Annotated in this window: 10 protein-coding genes; 4 read left to right on the forward strand and 6 right to left on the reverse strand. The window is 32.5% G+C overall.

Annotated features, from left to right (window positions below):
- Positions 1-867: 867 nt before the first annotated feature.
- Positions 868-2,673, reverse strand: coding sequence for a glutamine--fructose-6-phosphate transaminase (isomerizing) (gene glmS / locus J3R86_RS09495; RefSeq protein ID WP_207517091.1), 1,806 nt, complete (start codon positions 2,671-2,673; stop codon positions 868-870).
- A gap of 679 nt (positions 2,674-3,352) precedes the next feature.
- Between glmS and J3R86_RS09500 the strand changes: the two genes are divergently transcribed.
- Genes J3R86_RS09500 through J3R86_RS09515 form a run of 4 tightly spaced genes read left to right on the forward strand, consistent with a single transcriptional unit; the run spans position 3,353 to position 8,503 of the window.
- On the forward strand, positions 3,353-4,894 hold the full coding sequence (locus J3R86_RS09500) for a PTS mannitol transporter subunit IIBC (RefSeq protein ID WP_207517092.1): 1,542 nt from the start codon (positions 3,353-3,355) through the stop codon (positions 4,892-4,894).
- Positions 4,895-4,924: 30 nt separating this feature from the next.
- Positions 4,925-6,952 carry a BglG family transcription antiterminator gene (locus J3R86_RS09505; protein WP_207517093.1) on the forward strand — a complete coding sequence of 676 codons (2,028 nt, stop codon included), beginning with the start codon at positions 4,925-4,927 and terminating at the stop codon, positions 6,950-6,952.
- A gap of 13 nt (positions 6,953-6,965) precedes the next feature.
- Positions 6,966-7,400, forward strand: a complete 435-nt coding sequence (locus tag J3R86_RS09510) for a PTS mannitol transporter subunit IIA (protein ID WP_207517094.1) — start codon at positions 6,966-6,968, stop codon at positions 7,398-7,400.
- Positions 7,400-8,503, forward strand: coding sequence for a mannitol-1-phosphate 5-dehydrogenase (locus J3R86_RS09515; protein WP_207517095.1), 1,104 nt, complete (start codon positions 7,400-7,402; stop codon positions 8,501-8,503). Before J3R86_RS09510 ends, J3R86_RS09515 begins: the two co-directional genes overlap by 1 nt.
- A 224-nt stretch (positions 8,504-8,727) precedes the next feature.
- Here J3R86_RS09515 and J3R86_RS09520 read toward each other — a convergent pair whose 3' ends face one another.
- The 5 genes from J3R86_RS09520 to rocF form a co-directional block, all read right to left on the reverse strand.
- A complete protein-coding gene (locus tag J3R86_RS09520; RefSeq protein ID WP_207517096.1) occupies positions 8,728-15,756 on the reverse strand; it encodes a SasC/FmtB family protein in 7,029 nt (2,342 codons plus the stop codon).
- Between the two features lie 367 nt (positions 15,757-16,123).
- On the reverse strand, positions 16,124-17,479 hold the full coding sequence (glmM, locus tag J3R86_RS09525) for a phosphoglucosamine mutase (RefSeq protein WP_207517097.1): 1,356 nt from the start codon (positions 17,477-17,479) through the stop codon (positions 16,124-16,126).
- A 29-nt stretch (positions 17,480-17,508) separates the two neighbouring features.
- Entirely contained in the window at positions 17,509-18,441 is a 933-nt protein-coding gene (locus J3R86_RS09530; protein ID WP_207517098.1) for a CdaR family protein, read from the reverse strand.
- Position 18,442: 1 nt separating this feature from the next.
- Positions 18,443-19,252: a diadenylate cyclase CdaA gene (gene cdaA, locus J3R86_RS09535; RefSeq protein ID WP_207517099.1), complete on the reverse strand. Its 810-nt coding sequence runs from the start codon at positions 19,250-19,252 to the stop codon at positions 18,443-18,445.
- 158 nt (positions 19,253-19,410) lie between these two features.
- Positions 19,411-20,319 carry an arginase gene (rocF, locus tag J3R86_RS09540; protein WP_207517100.1) on the reverse strand — a complete coding sequence of 303 codons (909 nt, stop codon included), beginning with the start codon at positions 20,317-20,319 and terminating at the stop codon, positions 19,411-19,413.
- Between the last annotated feature and the right edge of the window lie 237 nt (positions 20,320-20,556).

A 20,556-nucleotide genomic window follows, 5' to 3' on the forward strand; every position in this document is an offset into this window, starting at 1 on the left:
GACGTAACAGTAACACATGATGTTAACTATGCATTCATGCTATTTAGTGTATTTCTAGACATCAACAGTATAATATCGTCTTACTTTCACTTCCTAGTTTATTACATGCTAACCACTGTGCTTATCGTTATACAGTCACTCTCATCTGTGCAACTGCATAAGAAGTTCTAGATGATTTAAAATCATGTTCTTTGGTTTACAGTTGCTTTAGACAACTGCATAAGAAGTTCTAGATGATTTAAAATCATATTCTTTGGTTTACAGTTGCTTTAGGCAACTGCATAAGAAGTTCTAGATAATTTAAAATCATGTTCTTTGGTTTACAGTTGCTTTGGGCAACTGCATAAGAAGTTCTAGATGATTTAAAATCATGTTCTTAGGTTTACAGTTGCTTTGGGCAACTGCATAAGAAGTTCTAGATGATTTAAAATCATGTTCTTTGGTTTACAGTTGCTTTAGACAACTGCATAAGAAGTTCTAGATGATTATAAATCAGTTCTTTGGTTTACAGTTGCTTTGGGCAACTGCATAAGAAGTTCTAGATGATTATAAATCATATTTTTAGGTTTACAGTTGCTTTAGGCAACTGCATAAGAAGTTCTAGATGATTTAAAATCATGTTCTTTGGTTTACAGTTGCTTTAGACAACTGCATAAGAAGTTCTAGATGATTATAAATCAGTTCTTTGGTTTACAGTTGCTTTGGGCAACTGCATAAGAAGTTCTAGATGATTATAAATCATATTTTTAGGTTTACAGTTGCTTTAGGCAACTGCATAAGAAGTTCTAATGATTTAATTGTCATTAAATCATAGAACTTCTAAAAAAAAGAGTGGTCATAAAGACCACTCAACACATACTTATTTGATTATTCAACTGTAACTGATTTTGCTAGGTTACGTGGTTTATCAACATCTAAGTCTCTGTGTAATGCTGCATAATATGCAATTAATTGTTGTGACACTACTGATACTAATGGTGTTAATAATTCATGTACATGTGGGATTACATATGTGTCTCCCTCTTTTTCAAGACCTTCCATTGAAATAATACATGGATGAGCACCACGTGCAACAACTTCTTTAACATTACCACGAATTGATAAGTTAACATTTTCTTGAGTTGATAATGCAATGACAGGTGTTCCTTCTTCAATAAGTGCGATTGTACCATGTTTCAATTCACCACCAGCAAAACCTTCTGCTTGGATATATGAAATTTCTTTAAGTTTTAATGCACCTTCTAAACTTACGTTATAGTCGATTGTACGACCAATGAAGAAAGCATTTGGTGTTGTTGCTAAGAAATCAGTAGCAATTTGTTCCATAATTGGTGCGTCATCTACAATTGCTTCAATTGCAGTAGTCACTTTTGCCAATTCTCTTAATAAATCAATGTCAGCTTCTTGTCCATGCTCTTTAGCAACAATTTGTGACAAGATTGATAATACAGCTATTTGAGCAGTATAAGCTTTAGTTGAAGCTACTGCGATTTCTGGTCCGGCATGTAATAATAACGTATGGTCTGCTTCACGTGAAAGTGTAGATCCAGCAACGTTAGTAATTGTTAATGATTTATGACCTAATTTATTTGTTTCTACTAATACAGCACGGCTATCTGCAGTTTCTCCTGATTGAGAAATATAGATGAATAAAGGCTTTTCAGATAATAAAGGCATATTATAAACAAACTCAGAAGCAACATGTACTTCAGTTGGTACACCCGCCCATTTTTCTAAAAATTCTTTACCAACTAATCCTGCGTGGTAGCTTGTACCTGCAGCAATAATATAAATACGGTCTGCTTCAGCAACATCTTTGATAATATCTTTGTCAATTTTCAAGTTACCTTCTGCATCTTGATATTCTTGAATAATACGACGCATGACAGCTGGTTGTTCATGAATTTCTTTTAACATATAGTGATCATAAACACCTTTTTCAGCATCTGCAGCATCAATTTCAGCAATGTAAGAATCACGATCTAATAAATTACCTTCTGCATCTTTGATAATAACTTCATCTTTTTTAACAATAACAATTTCATGGTCATGAATTTCTTTATATTCATTTGTTACTTGTAACATAGCTAATGCATCTGAAGCGATAACATTAAATCCTTCACCAACACCTAATAATAATGGTGATTTGTTTTTAGCAACATAAATTGTTTCTTTGTCTTCTGCATCTAATAAACCAAGTGCATATGAACCATGTAATAATGATACAACTTTTGTAAATGCTTCTTCAGTTGATAACCCTTCATTAGAGAAGTATTCAATCAATTGAACAATCACTTCTGTATCTGTTTCAGAAACAAATGACACACCTTGTAAGTATTCGCTTCTTAATTCTTCATAGTTTTCAATTACACCATTATGAACTAATGTAAAACGTCCATTAGAAGATTGATGTGGATGTGAGTTTTCATGATTTGGTACACCATGAGTTGCCCAACGAGTGTGACCGATTCCAACTGGTCCGTCAATATCGTTGCCATCTGCAACTTTACGCAATTCTGCGATACGACCTTTTTCTTTAAATACAGTTGTTCCATCATCGTTGACAACAGCGATACCAGCTGAATCATAACCTCTATATTCTAATTTTTCTAAACCTTTTAATAATAGTTCTTTGGCATTATCATAGCCAATATATCCAACAATTCCACACATAATATTACTTTCCTCCGTATTGAAATAACGTTAGTAAGTTATGATTTATTGCCGCTAATTTAGATTGACAATCTGCTATCATAAAATAAAGTTCGGGCTTAAATTCTATATCTTTGCCACGTCAAACTAAGCGTATTAATCAATGCATTTTGCAAAGAAGATACACTTTTTACTAAACGTCTTTCATTTTTTATTTTAAATTTTAATGGCGATCTTATTAACTTTGTCCATTAAGTCACCCTAATGTTTTAATTAATAAGCTAACGAATGAGCCACATCCGGGATAGCATCCGCCGATCTATTCGATCACTATCCTCCTCGTCTACAAAATATACATATCAATCTATAATAATCTTTACCCTGATTGATTATTAATCTTCAATTGTATATGTCACTTTGCACAGGCGCTTTAACTGTATTACTAACTTTCCTCCTTTCTATTAATCATTATTGTACAACTTTGAATTATTATTTTGCAAATATTTTCACAATAAAAAACTTATTTTTTTATTAATACAGCATATAAATAGATTTATTGCTAGTTTCTTCTATAATATATATGTATATTGAATAATTGTCACAAATATTATGCCAAAGTTGATTTTTGTTTATATTGAGTAATATGTAATTAGATATTAAACTATTATTTAGTTAGATATACAAAAAAAGAGGTGTAAATATGTCACAAAGTGAAGAAAATAAAGGCTTAGGCCGTAAAGTTCAAGCCTTTGGATCTTTCTTAAGTAGTATGATCATGCCGAACATCGGTGCGTTCATCGCTTGGGGATTCATCGCAGCAATATTTATAGATAATGGTTGGTTCCCTAATAAGGAATTATCAACTTTAGCAGGACCAATGATTACTTATTTAATTCCATTATTAATCGCATTTAGTGGTGGACGTTTAATTCACGATTTACGTGGTGGTATCATTGCAGCAACGGCTACTATGGGGGTCATCGTTGCGCTTCCTGATACACCAATGTTACTTGGTGCTATGATTATGGGACCACTTGTAGGTTGGTTAATGAAAAAAACTGACCAATTTATTCAACCAAGAACACCACAAGGCTTTGAAATGTTATTCAATAACTTCTCAGCAGGTATCTTAGGTTTCATCATGACAATTTTTGGGTTTAAAGTATTAGCACCTATTATGCAATTCATCATGCACATCTTATCTGTTGCAGTTGAAGCATTAGTACATGCACACTTACTTCCATTAGTTAGCATTTTAGTAGAGCCAGCAAAAATTGTATTCTTAAATAACGCAATCAACCACGGTGTATTCACACCACTTGGTGCTGATCAAGCTGCATCAGCTGGTCAATCTATTCTTTATACAATTGAATCTAACCCTGGACCAGGTTTAGGTGTCTTACTTGCTTACATGATTTTTGGTAAAGGTACAGCAAAAGCAACATCATATGGCGCTGGTATTATCCACTTCTTAGGTGGTATTCATGAAATTTACTTCCCATATGTATTGATGCGTCCTATGCTATTCCTTTCAGTTATTTTAGGTGGTATGACTGGTGTAGCAACTTATCAAGCAACTGGTTTTGGATTTAAAAGTCCTGCATCACCAGGTTCATTTATCGTTTATTGTATTAACGCGCCTAAAGGTGAATTCTTACACATGTTATTAGGTGTTGTTTTAGCAACATTAGTATCATTTGCAGTTTCTGCATTAATTATGAAATTCACTAAAGAACCTAAACAAGACTTAGAAACAGCAACAGCTCAAATGGAAAGTACTAAAGGTAAAAAATCTAGCGTATCTTCAAAATTAGTTTCTTCAGATAATGAAGCGCAAGCAAATGAAGAAGATAAAGCAACTGATTCTCAAAGCACTTCTACCGAAGAAGATTCTGATGCATTATTAGATAATTATAATACTGAAGATGTTGATGCACATGATTACAGCAACATTGACCATGTTATTTTTGCTTGTGATGCTGGTATGGGTTCAAGTGCCATGGGTGCAAGTATGTTACGTAATAAATTCAAAAAAGCTGGTATTCAAGATATTAATGTTACCAATACCGCTATTAACCAATTACCAAAAGATGCTCAATTAGTTATTACTCAAAAGAAATTAACTGATCGTGCTATCAAACAAACACCTAATGCGATTCATATCTCAGTTGATAATTTCTTAAATTCGCCTAGATACGAAGAGTTATTGGAAAACTTGAAAAAAGACGAAGACCAAAAATAATTAAATAAAGTATAAATGGAGGATACCGCCATGTTATTGAGTACACGTGAAAAAGAAATGATTGAATTATTGATTAAATATCACGGTCAATATGTCACTATACACGACATTGCTCAACAACTTGCGGTGTCCTCTCGTACTATTCATAGAGAGCTTAAAAGTGTCGAGCATTTTCTTACTTCCTTTTCATTAGAATTGGAAAGAGCTAATAAAAAAGGATTACGCATTGCAGGAACTGAAGACAATATACAGCAATTGAAGCAAAGTGTAACGAATCAACAAACTGTTGATTTATCTATTGAAGAACAAAAAGTAATTATCTTGTATGCTTTAATTCAATCAAAAGGTCCGGTAAAACAGTATAGTCTTGCTCAAGAGATTGGTGTTTCAAATCAAACTTTAGCTAAACTATTAGATGACTTAGAACTTGATTTAAATAGTTACCAATTATCACTTTCTCGTAAACGTGGTGAAGGTATCTTTTTAGAAGGTACAGAGTCTAAAAAAAGAGAGTTTTTAAGTCAATTAATGGTTAATAATCTAAATAGTACTAGTGTTTATTCAGTGATTGAAAATCATTTCGTTTATCAATCACTCAATCAATCACAACAACAATTTGTAGATTTAGAGCGTATTTTTAATGTAGAGCGTATTTTAATGGATTATTTAAGTGCTTTACCCTACTCATTGACTGAATCGAGCTATTTAACTTTAACAGTGCATATTGTACTAAGTATTAGTCGTATGAAAAATGATGAATATGTTGCTTTAAATGATACGATTTATAATACAGTTAAAGATACTTTTGAGCATAAAGTCGCAAGTGATATTGCCGAACGACTTGAAGCGATTTATGATGTTCATTTTAACCAAGCTGAAATTACTTTTATAACTATCCATTTACGTGGTGCTAAAAGAAAACATGTCAGTGAACAACTGTTAGACAACTCGAACGACCATCACAAAATTGAAGCCTTTGTTAATATGGTTTCATCTATTTCTGGAACAACATTTGACGATATTGATACTTTAATCGAAGGTTTATCATTGCATATTAATCCAGCAATCAATCGTTTAGAATCAAATATTGAAACATACAATCCCTTAACCGATATGATTAAGTTCAAATATCCAAGGCTTTTTGAAAATGTGCATAAAGCCTTAAATCATATTTGGCCGGATTTAATTTTTCCAGAAAGTGAAATTGCCTTTATTGTATTACATTTTGGCGGTTCAATTAAAAACCAAGGTAATCGTTTCTTAAATATTTTAGTCGTTTGTAGTAGTGGTATGGGTACTAGCCGTTTGTTAGCTACAAGATTAGAACAAGTTTTCAGCGAAATTGAACGTATTACTCAAGCTTCAGTCAGTGATTTGAATAATTTAAATTTAACATCATTTGATGGTATTATATCAACTGTTAATTTAGATATCACTTTGCCTTACTTAACTGTTAATCCATTATTACCTGATAGTGATATTCCCTATGTTGCCAGCTTTTTAAATACTCAAGTATCTCAACATAGTCATCCTATCGGACAAGAAGAAGCTACAGTACAACATCCAGGTCAAATTATTGATGATATGCGTGCAGGTTTAGAATTAGTTGATTCAGTGAAAATAGAATATAACACCGTTAAAGATTGGCATCATTATATTTCTGATTATTTATATAATCATCACATTATAGAAGATCAACAGTCATTCGCTGAACTATTACAGCAACGTTTTGCAGATAATCCAGGTTGGCTATTGCACCCCTATCCAGTGCTACTGCCACACTTAAAAAATGATTTAATCAAAAAACCTATTATTTTTATTACTATATTAGATGAGCCGCTGGCGTTGCATAATATTCAAAATGACAAATTTGAAATTAAATATCTTATTTGTATGTTCATTCCTGATAATGGCTTTATGGCTACTTTAATCAATGACTTTTCAGAAGTTTTAAGTATGGAATTAGAAAACATTGATAAATTTATGCAAAAACCACAGGAATTTGAAACAATACTAAGAAACAAATTTTTAAATCATATTAAAAAACAATTTATTTAGGAGAGTATTAAACATGAGTGAATTATTTAGTAATGACAATATCTTTTTAAACGTTAACGTAGCAAACCAAAACGAAGCTATCGAAAAAGCAGGACAAGCATTAGTTGATAGTGGTGCAGTTACTGAAAGTTATATTCAAGCTATGAAAGATCGTGAACAAGTAGTTACAACATTTATGGGTAACGGCTTAGCAATCCCTCACGGTACTGACGAAGCAAAATCAAGTGTATTACAATCTGGTTTAACTTTATTACAAATCCCAGAAGGCGTTGATTGGGATGGCGAAGAAGTTAAAGTTGTTGTTGGTATCGCTGGTAAAGATGGTGAGCATTTAGACCTACTTTCTAAAATTGCTATTACTTTTAGTGAAGAAGAAAATGTTGACCGTATTGTTAATGCAAAATCTGCAGACGAAATCAAACAAGTATTTGAGGAGGCAGATGCATAATGAAAGCAGTACATTTTGGTGCTGGTAATATTGGTCGAGGATTTATTGGCTATATTCTAGCAGATAATAATATTAAAGTTACTTTCGCTGATGTCAATGCTGAAATTATTGAAGCGTTACAAGAACAACATGAATATGATGTTATCTTAGCAGATGAAGCAAAAACAACTACACGTGTTAATAATGTAGATGCTATTAATTCTGCACAACCGTCAGAAGAATTAAAACAAGCAATCCTTGAAGCAGATATTATCACTACAGCTGTTGGTGTTAATATTTTACCAATTATTGCAAAATCATTTGCACCATACTTAAAAGAGAAAAAGAATCACGTAAATATTGTTGCTTGTGAAAATGCAATTATGGCAACTGATACACTTAAAAAAGCCATTCTTGATATCACTGGTCCATTAGGTGATAACATCCATTTCGCCAACTCTGCTGTAGATAGAATTGTGCCATTACAAAAAAATGACAATATTTTAGACGTGATGGTTGAACCTTTCTATGAATGGGTTATTGAAAAAGATGCATGGTATGGGGAAGAATTAGAACATATTAAATATGTTGAAGATTTAACGCCTTATATTGAACGTAAATTATTAACTGTTAATACTGGACATGCCTACTTAGCTTATGCAGGTCAATTTGAAGGTAAAGCGACGATTTTAGATGCAGTGGAAGATAGTTCAATTGAAGCAGGTTTACGTCGTGTATTAGCTGAAACTAGTAAATATATTACAGACCAATTTGATTTCACTGAACAAGAACAAGCTGCTTATGTTGAAAAAATTATCGGTCGATTTAACAATCCTTACTTATCAGATGAAGTGACACGTGTAGGTCGTGGAACATTGCGTAAAATTGGTCCTAAAGATAGAATTATTAAACCGTTAACTTATCTGTACAACAACGATTTAGAACGTACAGGTTTATTAAATACTGCAGCATTATTATTAAAATATGATGATAAAGCTGATCAAGAAACAGTTGAGAAAAATAATTATATTAGTGAACATGGTCAAAAAGCTTTCTTAAAAGAATATGCTAAAGTTGATGATGCTCTTGCTGATGAAATTATTGAAGCATACAACAATTTATAATAAAAAAACTTGAGACATTGTCTTCCTGAGGATCGTGATTATGATACTTTGGAAGACTTTTTTTGTCTCAAGTTAATCTAAGTTTGATTATGGTTTGATTGATATTGTAGCGTGAGTGACACATCTTCGAAGCTTAATGTTGAATGAACAAGCCTAGTCTAGATATCTTTAACTATAAGTTCTATTTTTGTACTATTAAACTATTTAATCATTCAATTGTAGATTTACTCTTCTGATTGTTCGTCTCTTTTTGTAAATCTTCTTATTAAGAACGCCATTCCAGCACCAAGTGCTAACTCTGCATAAGGTAAATCGTCAGTATATGTCACACCAGTTTTAGGCAATTCTTTTTTCCCTGGTTTCACTTTAGAAGTTTTGTGTTTAGTTTCTGTTTTGTCAGTAGTTTTGCTGCCTGTAGTATCTTGTTTGCCACCTGTGTTTTTGCCAGTTTTGCCAGGTTCTCCGTTTCCTTTGTTGCCTTTGTCATCTTTATCTTTATCTTTATCTTTATCTTTGTCTTTGACTTTGACTTTGTCTTTATCTTTGTCTTTATCTTTGTCTTTGTCTTTATCTTTGTCTTTGTCTTTATCTTTGTCTTTATCTGTTGGTTTTACTTCTGTAGTGTCAGTCGGTTTATTTGTAGGTGTATTAGCTGGTTGTTCAACACTACTATTATTTGGTTGATCTGTTCCATTATTATCCGGTGTTGCATTTGGATCTGGTTTATCTGTTGGTGTTGCACTTGCATTTGGATCTGGTTTGTCTGTTGGTGTTGTACTTGCATTTGAATCCGGTTTATCTGTTGGTGTATTAGCCGGTTGTTCAACACCACTATTATTTGGTTGTGCATTTCCGTTATTATTTGATGCCACAGCTCCAATATTATTTGGTTGCGCGTTTCCGTTATTATTTGATGCCACAGCTCCACTATTATTTGGTTGCGCGTTTCCGTTATTATTTGGTGCGACAGCTCCATTATCATTTGGCGTTGGGTTAGCATTATTATTTGGTTGTGCCCCATTATTAGTTTCATCAAATGGAATGATTGCTTCAATTGAATGAATTGTCGCATTTTGAAGTTCTGTAACTTCGGCATCTGTTTTAGCTTTAGCTAGATCTTTTGTAAATCTTTCTCCGCTTCTAGCTAAATCCTGCAATGCTGTTTGTTTTGATTGTTCAGAAACGTTTGGCGTATTCTTAATATCTTCTTTTTGTCTCTCAATTGCTTGATTCACTTCATTTGTAGCATCTTGTTTAGCGTGGTAGTCAAAGTTTTGTTTCGTGATTTCTGCTTTAGCCTCGTCTTTAACTTTGTCCACACCAGCATTAGTAGTTTGTGCATTAATATTATCTGTTGCTGTAGATAAAATTCCTTCTAACGCATTTGTATAAGCTTCTTTTTCATCGGTTGTGGCATTGTCATTATTGTTAGCTGTTGCTTCTAATTGATCAAGTAATGATTCAAGTTCATCAATAGCTTGTTGTTTATGTGTATCTTCTACTTGAATATTATCTAATGCTACAAGTCCATCTTGTTCAGCTTTATCAACTGCATCATCTGTTGTTGCTGCATTAATTTTAGCTAGTGCATCATCACTATACTGTTTCACTAATGCTAATGATGAAGCTTTTTCTTCATCAGTCAAAGCATCATTATCATTTATTTCTGCTTTAATTTCGTCAGCTTTTGTATTGATTGCTTTTGTCGCATCAACTTTATTGATAGTTGCTAATTGAATAGCTGCAATGGCTGCTTTACCTTGTGATAATGCTTCATCTACATCGCTATCGTCTGCTGCATTATTAATTTTTTCTAATGTATCTTGAACAATAGCTTCTACATCATTAGCTGCTTTTTGTTTTTCTTCTTGAGTAGCATTATCGTTATCTAAAATTTGATCATTCTTTTGATCGGCAGCATTGTAAAGATCATCAGTTGCAGTTTGCTTTTTAGTGAATTGTGGTTCGAAAGCATTAATATTAGTAATACCTTCATCTTTTTGAGTTGCAACATCTTCTGCAGTTGTCGCTTGATTAATTTTTTGAATATCTTGTTGTTTTAAATTATCTAGTTGTTGTTTCGCTTGATTTACTTCACTTGCAGTGCTATTAATTGCCGCTTCAATATCTGCAACTTTTTGATTATAAGCATTTTCAATATCTGCAATAGCATCTGCTTTAATGGTGCTAAGTGTTTTAACAGCTTGTATTTGGTTAGTGGCATCTGCAACAATAGCATCCACATCAGCATTTGCTTGTGCTTGATTAATTTTTTCTTTAGCTCCGTTTAACAAGTCGGTAACTTGTTGTTTAGCCTTTGCAATGTCTTCTGCTGATGCATTTGCAGTTTGATCTAATTCAGAATTTTTATTATTAGCAACTGTATCTAATGAATTCTTAGCAGTTGCCTTTTTCGTTACAGTTGGTTGTACTGCATTGATTTCTTGATTAATAGCATCTTTCGCTGCATTCACTTCTTGCGTTGAGTTTGCTGCATTAATTTTGTTTATACCATCAACATATATTTGACTTGCACGTTTAGCAGCTTCATTTGCTTCTTCTGTTGTAATATCAGCTGTTTTTGATATTTGATCTGCTTTATGTTCTAATGTATGTCTAATCTCATCTTTTGCTGCAGTTTTAATATCATGTGCCGCATTAATATTATCTAAATCTTGCAATCCTTGATCTTTGGCTGCATTCACTTCTTCAACTGAATGTGCATTAGTAATTGATTGGATAATAGTTGCTTGTTGTCCATCTAGTTGTTGTGTTGCTGTAGCTTTTTCTTCTGTTGTGGCATTAGAGTCATTTTGAATTTCTACACGCTTTCTATTAACTCGATTATTAATTTCTGTCTTAGCATAATCTTTAATTGTCGTATCTGCATTAATACCATTAATATTGTTAATTGCTTCATCTTTGGCAGCACTAACTTCTTGAGCAGTAGCTGCATTTTGAATTGCTAAATCACCTTGTTCTTTAGCCTGATTAATTAATTCTGTAGCTGCTTCTTTTTCTTCTGTTGTTGCTGAATTATCAGCTTCAATAGTTTGTTGTCTTGTTGTTGCTGCTTGTGCTAAATCATTTTTTGCTGTTGTTTTAGTTGTTGTTGCTGGTTGAACAGCTGAAATGTCTGCTAATCCAGTTGTCTTAGCAGTGTCAACACCAGCATCTGTTGTTGCTGCATCAATATCATTATTAGCTTTTGTTACAGCTTGTTGTAACTGTTGAAGTGCTGCTTCTTTTTCTTCTGTTGTGGCATCAGCATTATTATTGATTTCTGCTGTTTGACTATTTTGTTGTTGCGTAATTTCTGCTAATGCATCACGTTTCTTACGTACTTGTGGTTGCAAGTTATTAATTGCGTCTGTAGCACTTTGTTGAGCTGCATCTACTTGCGCATTTGTTGTTGCTTGGTCTATTGCTGCTTTACCTTTAGTTACTTCGCCATCAACTAATGCTTCTCCTGCAGTTTTTTCTTCTGTTGTGGCATCAGCTAAACCTTGAATTTGTTGTTTTTTAGTGTTTGCTTGATTATCTAATGCAGTTCTTGCGTCATTTTTCTTAGTAACAGTAGGTTGTACTTGAGCAATCGCAGTTTCACCATTTGTTTTAGCAGTTTCTACATCTGTTTGTGATGCTGCATTATCAATTGCCGTATCAGCTTGTTGTACTGCGGCATCAACTTGTTGGTCTGCTGCATCTCTTTCTTCTGCAGTGATGTCAGCTGTAGCTGCAATTTGAGCTTTACGTTCATCTGCTTTAGTTTGAATAGCTTGTTTAGCTGTAGATTTAGTCGTTGTTGCTGGTTGAATAGCAGTGATTTTAGCAATTTCTGCAGCTTTAACATTATTTACATCTTGATTTGATTGTGCTGCATCAATGGCATTATCTGCAGTTGTTTTCTCAGTTTGTAGTTGTTGGACTGCTGCTGCTTTTTCTTCTGTTGTTGCTGCATTATTATTTTGAATAGCTGTTTGTTGTTCTTGTACTTTTTGATCAATATCAGCTTTAGCATTTGTTTTAACTTGATGCTCTGCTTGAATACCATTGACATTTTGAAGTTGTGCAGTTTTTGCTGCGTCTACATCTGCTTGTGCTGCAGCTTGTTCGATTGCTTCATTTGCCTCTGTTACAGCTTGTTGAACTTTTGCTTTTGCTGCGTCTTTTTCATCTGTTGTTGCTGCATTATCTTGATCAATATCATTATTTTTTTGTGTTGCTGCTTGTTGAATGGCAGTCTTAGCTGCTTCTTTATATTGAGTTGCAGGTTGTACTTGATTAATTTCATTTATACCATTTGTTTTAGCTGTTTCAACTTCAGCATTTGATTGCGCCTGGTCAATGTTAGTATCAGCTTGTTGCTTTTTATTATCTAAGTCAGCAATTGCAGTGTTTTTCTCTTCAGTTGTGGCATTTTGATTATCTGATATTTCTTGTTTATGTGTAGTATAAGCTTCATTAACAGCAGTTTTAGCATTTTGTTTCGCATTTATAGCTGGTGTACTACTATTGATTGCTTGGATACCATTATTTTTAGCTGTTTCAACTTCTTGATCCGTTTGTGCTTCAGTAATAGCTTCAAGCGCTGCTTGTTTAGCTTGTTCTACTTCTTCATTCGCCGCTGTAATTTCATCTGTTGTAGCATTTTGAGCAGTAGCATTATTATTACTTTGTATTTGTTGTGTTGCTGCTTGATCTATAGCATTTTTGGCATTCGTTTTGATAGTCGTTGCAGCCGTAATTGCTTTGATTTTCGCAAGTTCTGCTTCTTTAGTATTGTCAACATCTTGTCTCGTTGTTGGCGTTTCAATAGCTTTAAGTGCTGCTTCTTTTGCTTTCTCAATTTCAGCAATAGCTATAGCTTTTTCACTATCAGTAGATTCTTGACTATTATTAACAACTTCTTGTTGATTTGTAGCAGCTTCATTGATTGCATCGATTGCATTCGTTCTAACATATGAATCTGGTACCACATTATTAATATTATTTATTGTATTATCTTTTAAATTCTCAACTGCTTCGTTAGTATTCGTACTATTAAGCGTAGTTAACGCATTGACTTCTAAATTACCAATTGTTGCATAAGCAACGTCTTTTTCTTCTTGAACAGGTGCAGTTAATTTTTTAATTTCTTGTTTACGTTTAGCAACTGCTTTGATAATAGCATTTTTAGCAGCTGGTTTGACTGTTGGCACTGCAACATCTGCAGCTAAAGCATTTAACCCTGTATCTTTGGCAGTTGTTACACCTGCAGCAGTCGTTTGTTGGTCAATTTGGTTGATAGCTGCTTGTTTGTCATTATTAATTTTAGATGTAATATCTGCAATTTCTTCTTGAGTCAATTGATTATTTTGACTATTTGTCGTAATCATTTGTTGTGCTTTATTATCTAATTCAGTAATTGCAGGTTGTTTTTCAACTAATTTATCTTTTAATTCTTGTACTAATTGATCAATTGCTGCTTGTGATTTACGTTGATCTAAAGGTACATTATTTTGTTCCTCATTTAACACTTGAGTAGCTTGTTCTTTAAGCTTGTTATATTCAGCGATAGAACCAGCTGTATATTGTGTCGCATCTATTGCTTGGTCTACTTGAGCTTGTAGTGCTTCTTTATTCATGACTACATCAGTTGTATAAGGATCAGTTACTAAAGTTACTACAGGGCTATTCGCAGCATTCATTAGGACATCTGCAGCTGTTTGATACGTTAATTTATCATTAAAATGAATTTGTTGTGGTGTTGGAACATTATCAATATTAACTTTATAAGTTAATTTAAGTGACTTATCAGGGAATAATACTTCTTTAGTATGTGTATTGTTCTCTGTTCTTACACCTTTACTCGTAAAAGTAACAGTATTAGTTGTCTTATCGTATTGTTCAGTCATTGGTAATAGTTTAGTACTATCATTATTACCAAGAGGGAATGATGTTGATAATGAATTAGCTACATATGATACGCCTTGAGGTAAAGTAACAGAATATACAAATTGACCATCTTTTAATGAAGCACCGTAATTACCATTATTTCCAATTTCAGCATTGATGACATAGTCTTTTTGATTTGTTGCAGTTGGATTTAATTCTCTTTGTTTCACATATAAATGTGATCCTGAATGCAATCCTACATTATCAATAAATGAATAATATTTATAGCCATCTTTATTTGTTGTAATTCTAGATGCATCAGCTACTGCAGCATTATCTGGTAAAAATTGTAACGCTAAATGATCAACATCTACTGGAACTTTAAATAAATGTGATACGCCTCTAGTTCCAACATTAACTTTCGCTAATTCTTTATCATTTTTAGCATCTTTAATAACAAAATTAGTACTACCTTGTTTACTATTTGTTTGCATAGTTGTAAAATCTACAACTAATTCAGAACCTGGTTTAACATTAATCTCTTTGGAGATACCGTTAAAATCTCCATGATCATTATTATTGTCAGCTTTTACCCTTCCTAGAACTAATACATTACCAGATGCTTGATAGTTTTGCGGACTATGTTTATCAAACATATCACTTCTTCTAAGATTTGAATTCACAAATCCGACTTTACCATGATCAACTAAAGTATAACCTTCTACATTATCTTTAATTGTAACTGTAGGATTATTTCTGTCTTTATCCGTAACAATAGAAGGATCATCAAATGTTAATACTGTGTTGATGCTACCTTGGCCAGTATTATTTTCATTCGGATCTTGTTGTTGAACTTTAGGTGGTACTGGTGGTGCTGGAGCTGTTGGTTGTACGGCATTAGGTGCAGCTCCTGGATTTGCAGCAGCTGCTACATTATTTGGTGCTGCTGGATTTGCTCCTACATCACGTTTACGACGTTTTAGGACTTTATCGTGATCACCTTGAGCTGCTAATCTTAAGTTTTGAGTGTCATTTTGTCCTGTTGTTGTATTAACAGCATTATCATTTTTATTAGTTTGTGCTACTTGGTTCCCACCATTAGATACAGAAGTATTATTACCATTGTTATTTAATGATTGATTAGTAGTAGCAGTTGACGATTGCACAGTACTTGGTGATGTTACATTTCCTGCTTGTGTCCCATTTACTGGTTGGACAGTTACCGTATTATCTAATTGATTAGTGTTTGATGGTTGTTCAGCTGCAGATGCATGAGATGTATTAGCAGTTATAAAGGTTACTGTTGCAATTAATGTTGAAAATATACCAACATTAAATTTTCTGATACTAAATTTTTGTTCTCTGAATAGATTCATTAAGTCATCCTCCTAGTTGTGAAATTCTCGTTGTCAATGATGTGCTTAATCAATTAGGTAATGATAAATAGATTGCGTGTCAGAAAAAATATAATAACAGAACAATACTATTTATTTCTTATTAATTTTATCATCAATATATATTGAATACTAGTGTATCTTATATTAAATAATGATGACTTATATGAATTTTTTATTACTGCTTCGTTAACTATTTTTTTCATCTTTAAATACAAAAAAGCGGAACAAAAATCAATAGCTAAATTGATTTTTATTCCACTTATGTTATAGAAAACTTTGACTCAAAAATAATATGTTTCATTTGCTATACTCGTATTACTTAACATTCAAACATGATTTATCTGTATTAATTTTCTAGTCCCATTTTCTCTTTAACTACATCTGCAATTTGTTGCGCATATCTTTCTGCATCTTCATCTGTAGCTGCTTCTACCATTACTCTTACCAATGGCTCTGTTCCAGAAGGTCTAACTAAAATTCTACCTTCTCCATTCATTTCAACTTCTACCTTAGTCATTACTTCTTTAACATCTACATTTTCTTCAACACGATATTTGTCCGTTACTCTAACATTGATTAAAGATTGCGGATATTTTTTCATTTGTGCAGCTAATTCACTTAAAGTTTTACCTGTTAATTTAATCACTGATGCTAAATGAATACCAGTTAATAGACCATCACCAGTAGTATTGTAATCCATCATAACGATATGACCAGATTGTTCACCACCAAGATTGTAATTGCCACGGCGCATTTCTTCAACGACATATCTATCGCCAACTTTAGTTTTATTAGATTTGATACCTTCACGTTCTAAAGCTTTATAAAATCCTAAATTACTCATGACAGTTGACACAATCATGTCATTATTTAGTTCTTGGTTTTTATGCATTTCTTGACCAATAATAAACATAATTTGGTCTCCATCAACAATTTGACCTTTTTCATCAACAGCTATGATTCTATCTCCATCGCCATCAAATGCTAAACCAAAATCACTACCTGTTTCTAATACTTTTTCAGCTAATTTTTCAGGATGTGTTGAGCCACATTGTTCATTAATATTATAACCATCAGGGTTACAGCCAATTGTTTCAGTATCTGCTTCTAGATCTCCAAATAAAAATGGCGCTAATGATGATGTAGAACCGTTGGCACCATCTAGGACTATTTTTAAACCTTCAAAATTAACATCAACTGTTGATTTTAAATAACTTAAATATTTTTGTGCACCTTCAAAATAATCTGAATAATGTACAATTTCATTGCCTACTGGTCTAGGTAGTTCTGGATTTTCTTGATCTAATAATTCTTCTATTTCATGTTCTTGTTCATCTGATAATTTAAATCCATCTGAACCAAAAAATTTAATTCCATTATCAGCAACTGGATTATGTGATGCAGAAATCATAACTCCTAATTCTGCACCCATTTCTTTTGTTAAATATGCTACGCCTGGTGTAGATATGATACCTAAACGCATAACTTCAGCACCAATTGAAATTAAGCCAGCTATTAATGCTGATTCAAGCATTTCACCTGAAACACGTGTATCTCTACCTACAAGAACACGAGGGTGTTTTTCGCCTTTATTGTGTGCTAATACATAGCCACCATATCTACCTAATTTGAATGCTAATTCTGGTGTTAATTCTTGGTTAGCTACTCCTCTTACTCCATCTGTTCCAAAATATTTTCCCATTGTCTTTACTCTCCTTTAGAATATTCGACTTATTTAACGTTAATATAAGCTTTTGTTTCACTTGGATCTGCTTTCGACACATTATCCGGTAATTTTATACGTACTGTTTTTTCAGTAGATTCTGATATACCATCTAAGTCTACTTCTGCATCTATTTCACTTATATTTTGTAAATCATCACGACTACCATAAATTTCAATTTCTTTATCATCTAAATCTATAGAACTTAATTCTTTACCATCAGCTAAACTACCTTTTTGTTTAACATGTAGCTTAACTTTTTTGCTAAAAGGTTCAACTAAAACTTTCAAATTAACCTCATTGGGTTGAATCGATACATTTATTTTATTTAAATTTTTATCTAATGCTATTATTTCTGCATTATCTTTTGTATCACTATTAATATCTTTATGGTTTTTAAATGTTGCTTTTAAATATGCAATATCTTGCAATTGTTGTTTACCACCAGTAACTTTAACAGTTTGTGGTGAAACTTCCTGTTTCTTAATTGTATAAAGTGGATCAATATCATCTGTACTAACATCAGGTTGAACAGTCATATTTTTAGTAACCTTATCCTCTAAAGTAATATTGGCTACTTTAGGTTTTACAGAGTAGCGTATTTCATCTCCTAAACCTTTAACCTGATATTTTTCTTGATATTTACCTGCTTTAGCATTTGATAAATCTACAGTTACTCTTAAGTCTTCAGGGTTTTCTACCTTGATGATTTTTGATTGTGGACCTGATATTGTTACATCAACTGTTTCAGGTGCCTTAGTTAAATGAAGTTCTTTGGTATTATATAAAATTTCAACTGGCACATCTTGAATTGTCTTATTCGTTTTTTGAGATATATTACCGGTATTAAAAATATTACCAAAGACATTATTAGCAGATAAAAAGAAAAATAGTGCTAATAGCAAGGCTATAAAACGCAAGCCCCATTTACTTTCTAACATATTACTTCACACCTTTCTTTTGAAAGTGTGTACCAAACCAATGTTCAGCAAGCAACTCTTCAAATACTTCATTAGAAACTTCTCGTCGTAATTTACCATCAAATGTAACAGAAATATCTCCAGTTTCTTCAGAGACTATAACTGTAAACGCATCTGATACTTCTGAAATACCAACTGCTGCTCTATGTCTAGTACCTAAACTTTTAGAAATTTTAGCACTATCAGATAATGGTAAATAACTTGCTGCTGCTGCAATTTTTGTACCTTGAATAATCATTGCACCATCATGTAGTGGGGTATTAGGAATAAATACATTAATCAATAATTCTTGAGAAATATTTGAATCCATTGCTATACCTGTTTCAATATAATCTTGTAAACCAGTTTCCTTTTCAAAGACAATTAAAGCACCTATGCGTCTCTTAGCCATGTACTGTATAGCTTTAGAGACAGACTGAATTAATTTTTCTTCATCCTTATTATAAGTATTTGTTGTATATCTCTTTAAGAAACTTCCTCTACCTAACTGTTCTAATGCCCTTCTAATTTCTGGTTGGAATATAACTATCAAAGCTAATACTCCCCATTGTATGACTATATCAAACAGTTTTGATGTCGCATTTAGATTTAAAATAATACTAACTTGTTGGCCTATAACAATTACTAAAATACCTTTAAGTAATTGTATTGCTTTAGTTCCCTTAAAAACAGTAATGAGAAGATAAAGTACATACCAAACGATAAGTAAATCAAGTACAGTTGTTACAATTTTTAAAGTACTAAGATTTTGAAAAAAATTGGAAAAATCCATAACATCTCCTCCGGGTAATATTTTTCCATAATATCTATTATACCAATGATTTATATCACTGTCATACGAACACATTTTAAAAATTAAAATTTTATTAATTTAACAATTTAAAAAAACGCTTAAAGTCATATATCATAACTTTAAACGTTTTTAATTTATTATAATAATGTTTCTCCAAAAAATGTACCTAATAATGATACAGCTTGTTCCGCAGTATAATTATTCTGGTCAATCAAAGGATTAACTTCAACTATATCCATAGATGTTACTAATTTAGATTGATGTAGTAACTCTAAAGCAAAATGACTTTCTCTATATGTAAGTCCACCCATGACTCTAGTTCCTGTTCCAGGCGTTTCCATTGGATCAAGGGCATCAACATCTAATGACAAATGTAATCCATCAATATTACGGGATTTTAAATATTCTAAAGCATTGTCAATGACTGCTTGTATACCTAATTTATCAATATCTGCCATTGTAAATGTTTTTATATTTTTATCTTTAATAAATTGTCTTTCTCCATAATCTAAATCTCTCATTCCGATAAGAACGATATTATCTGTTTTAACTTTAACACCATAGCCGTTTATATTTACTAGTTCATCAGGTCCTTCACCTGTAAGTATTCTTAAAGGCATACCATGAACATTTCCAGATGGTGATTCTTCAGGTACATTTAAATCACCATGAGCATCATACCAAATGACACCAAGGTTATTATAATGTTTACTGACACCTGAGATAGAGCCAATCGCTATAGAATGATCTCCACCTAAAATTAACGGAAATCTATTATTTTCTATGGACTCTGATACTTTATTATTTAAGTTATTAGTAACTTCTATAATTTCTTGAAAATTTCGCATACCTGTTTGGTGACTTTGAAACTTTTCAACATCAACTAGAGGAACCTCAATATCCCCTTTATCTTCAATATCCAAATCTAATTGTTTTAAGCGCGATAATAATCCAGCGTATCTTATTGCTGCTGGACCTAAATCAACTCCAAGCTTTCTTTGGCCAAAAGTTGATGGTACACCAATGATATCTATAGCTTTTATCATAATAAACACCTCAAATAATATGTATATAATATTAGATTAATGTATACGCTTACATAATTCAAGCACTTATTTCTAGATGGTTTACTTTTATCTAACTGTAATTGAGTATCACAATTTTTTTACTTATCTTACCAACCGAATTTATTATAGAGCCATAAAGATACTTGATGAGAGCTTTAATACGTTACACTTCAAACTCAAGAACCATTATAATTTTCAGATTAAAAAAAACACTTT

Origin of the sequence: Staphylococcus simiae (genome assembly GCF_017357005.1) — a bacterium.
GTDB classification, from domain to species: Bacteria; Bacillota; Bacilli; order Staphylococcales; family Staphylococcaceae; genus Staphylococcus; species Staphylococcus simiae_A.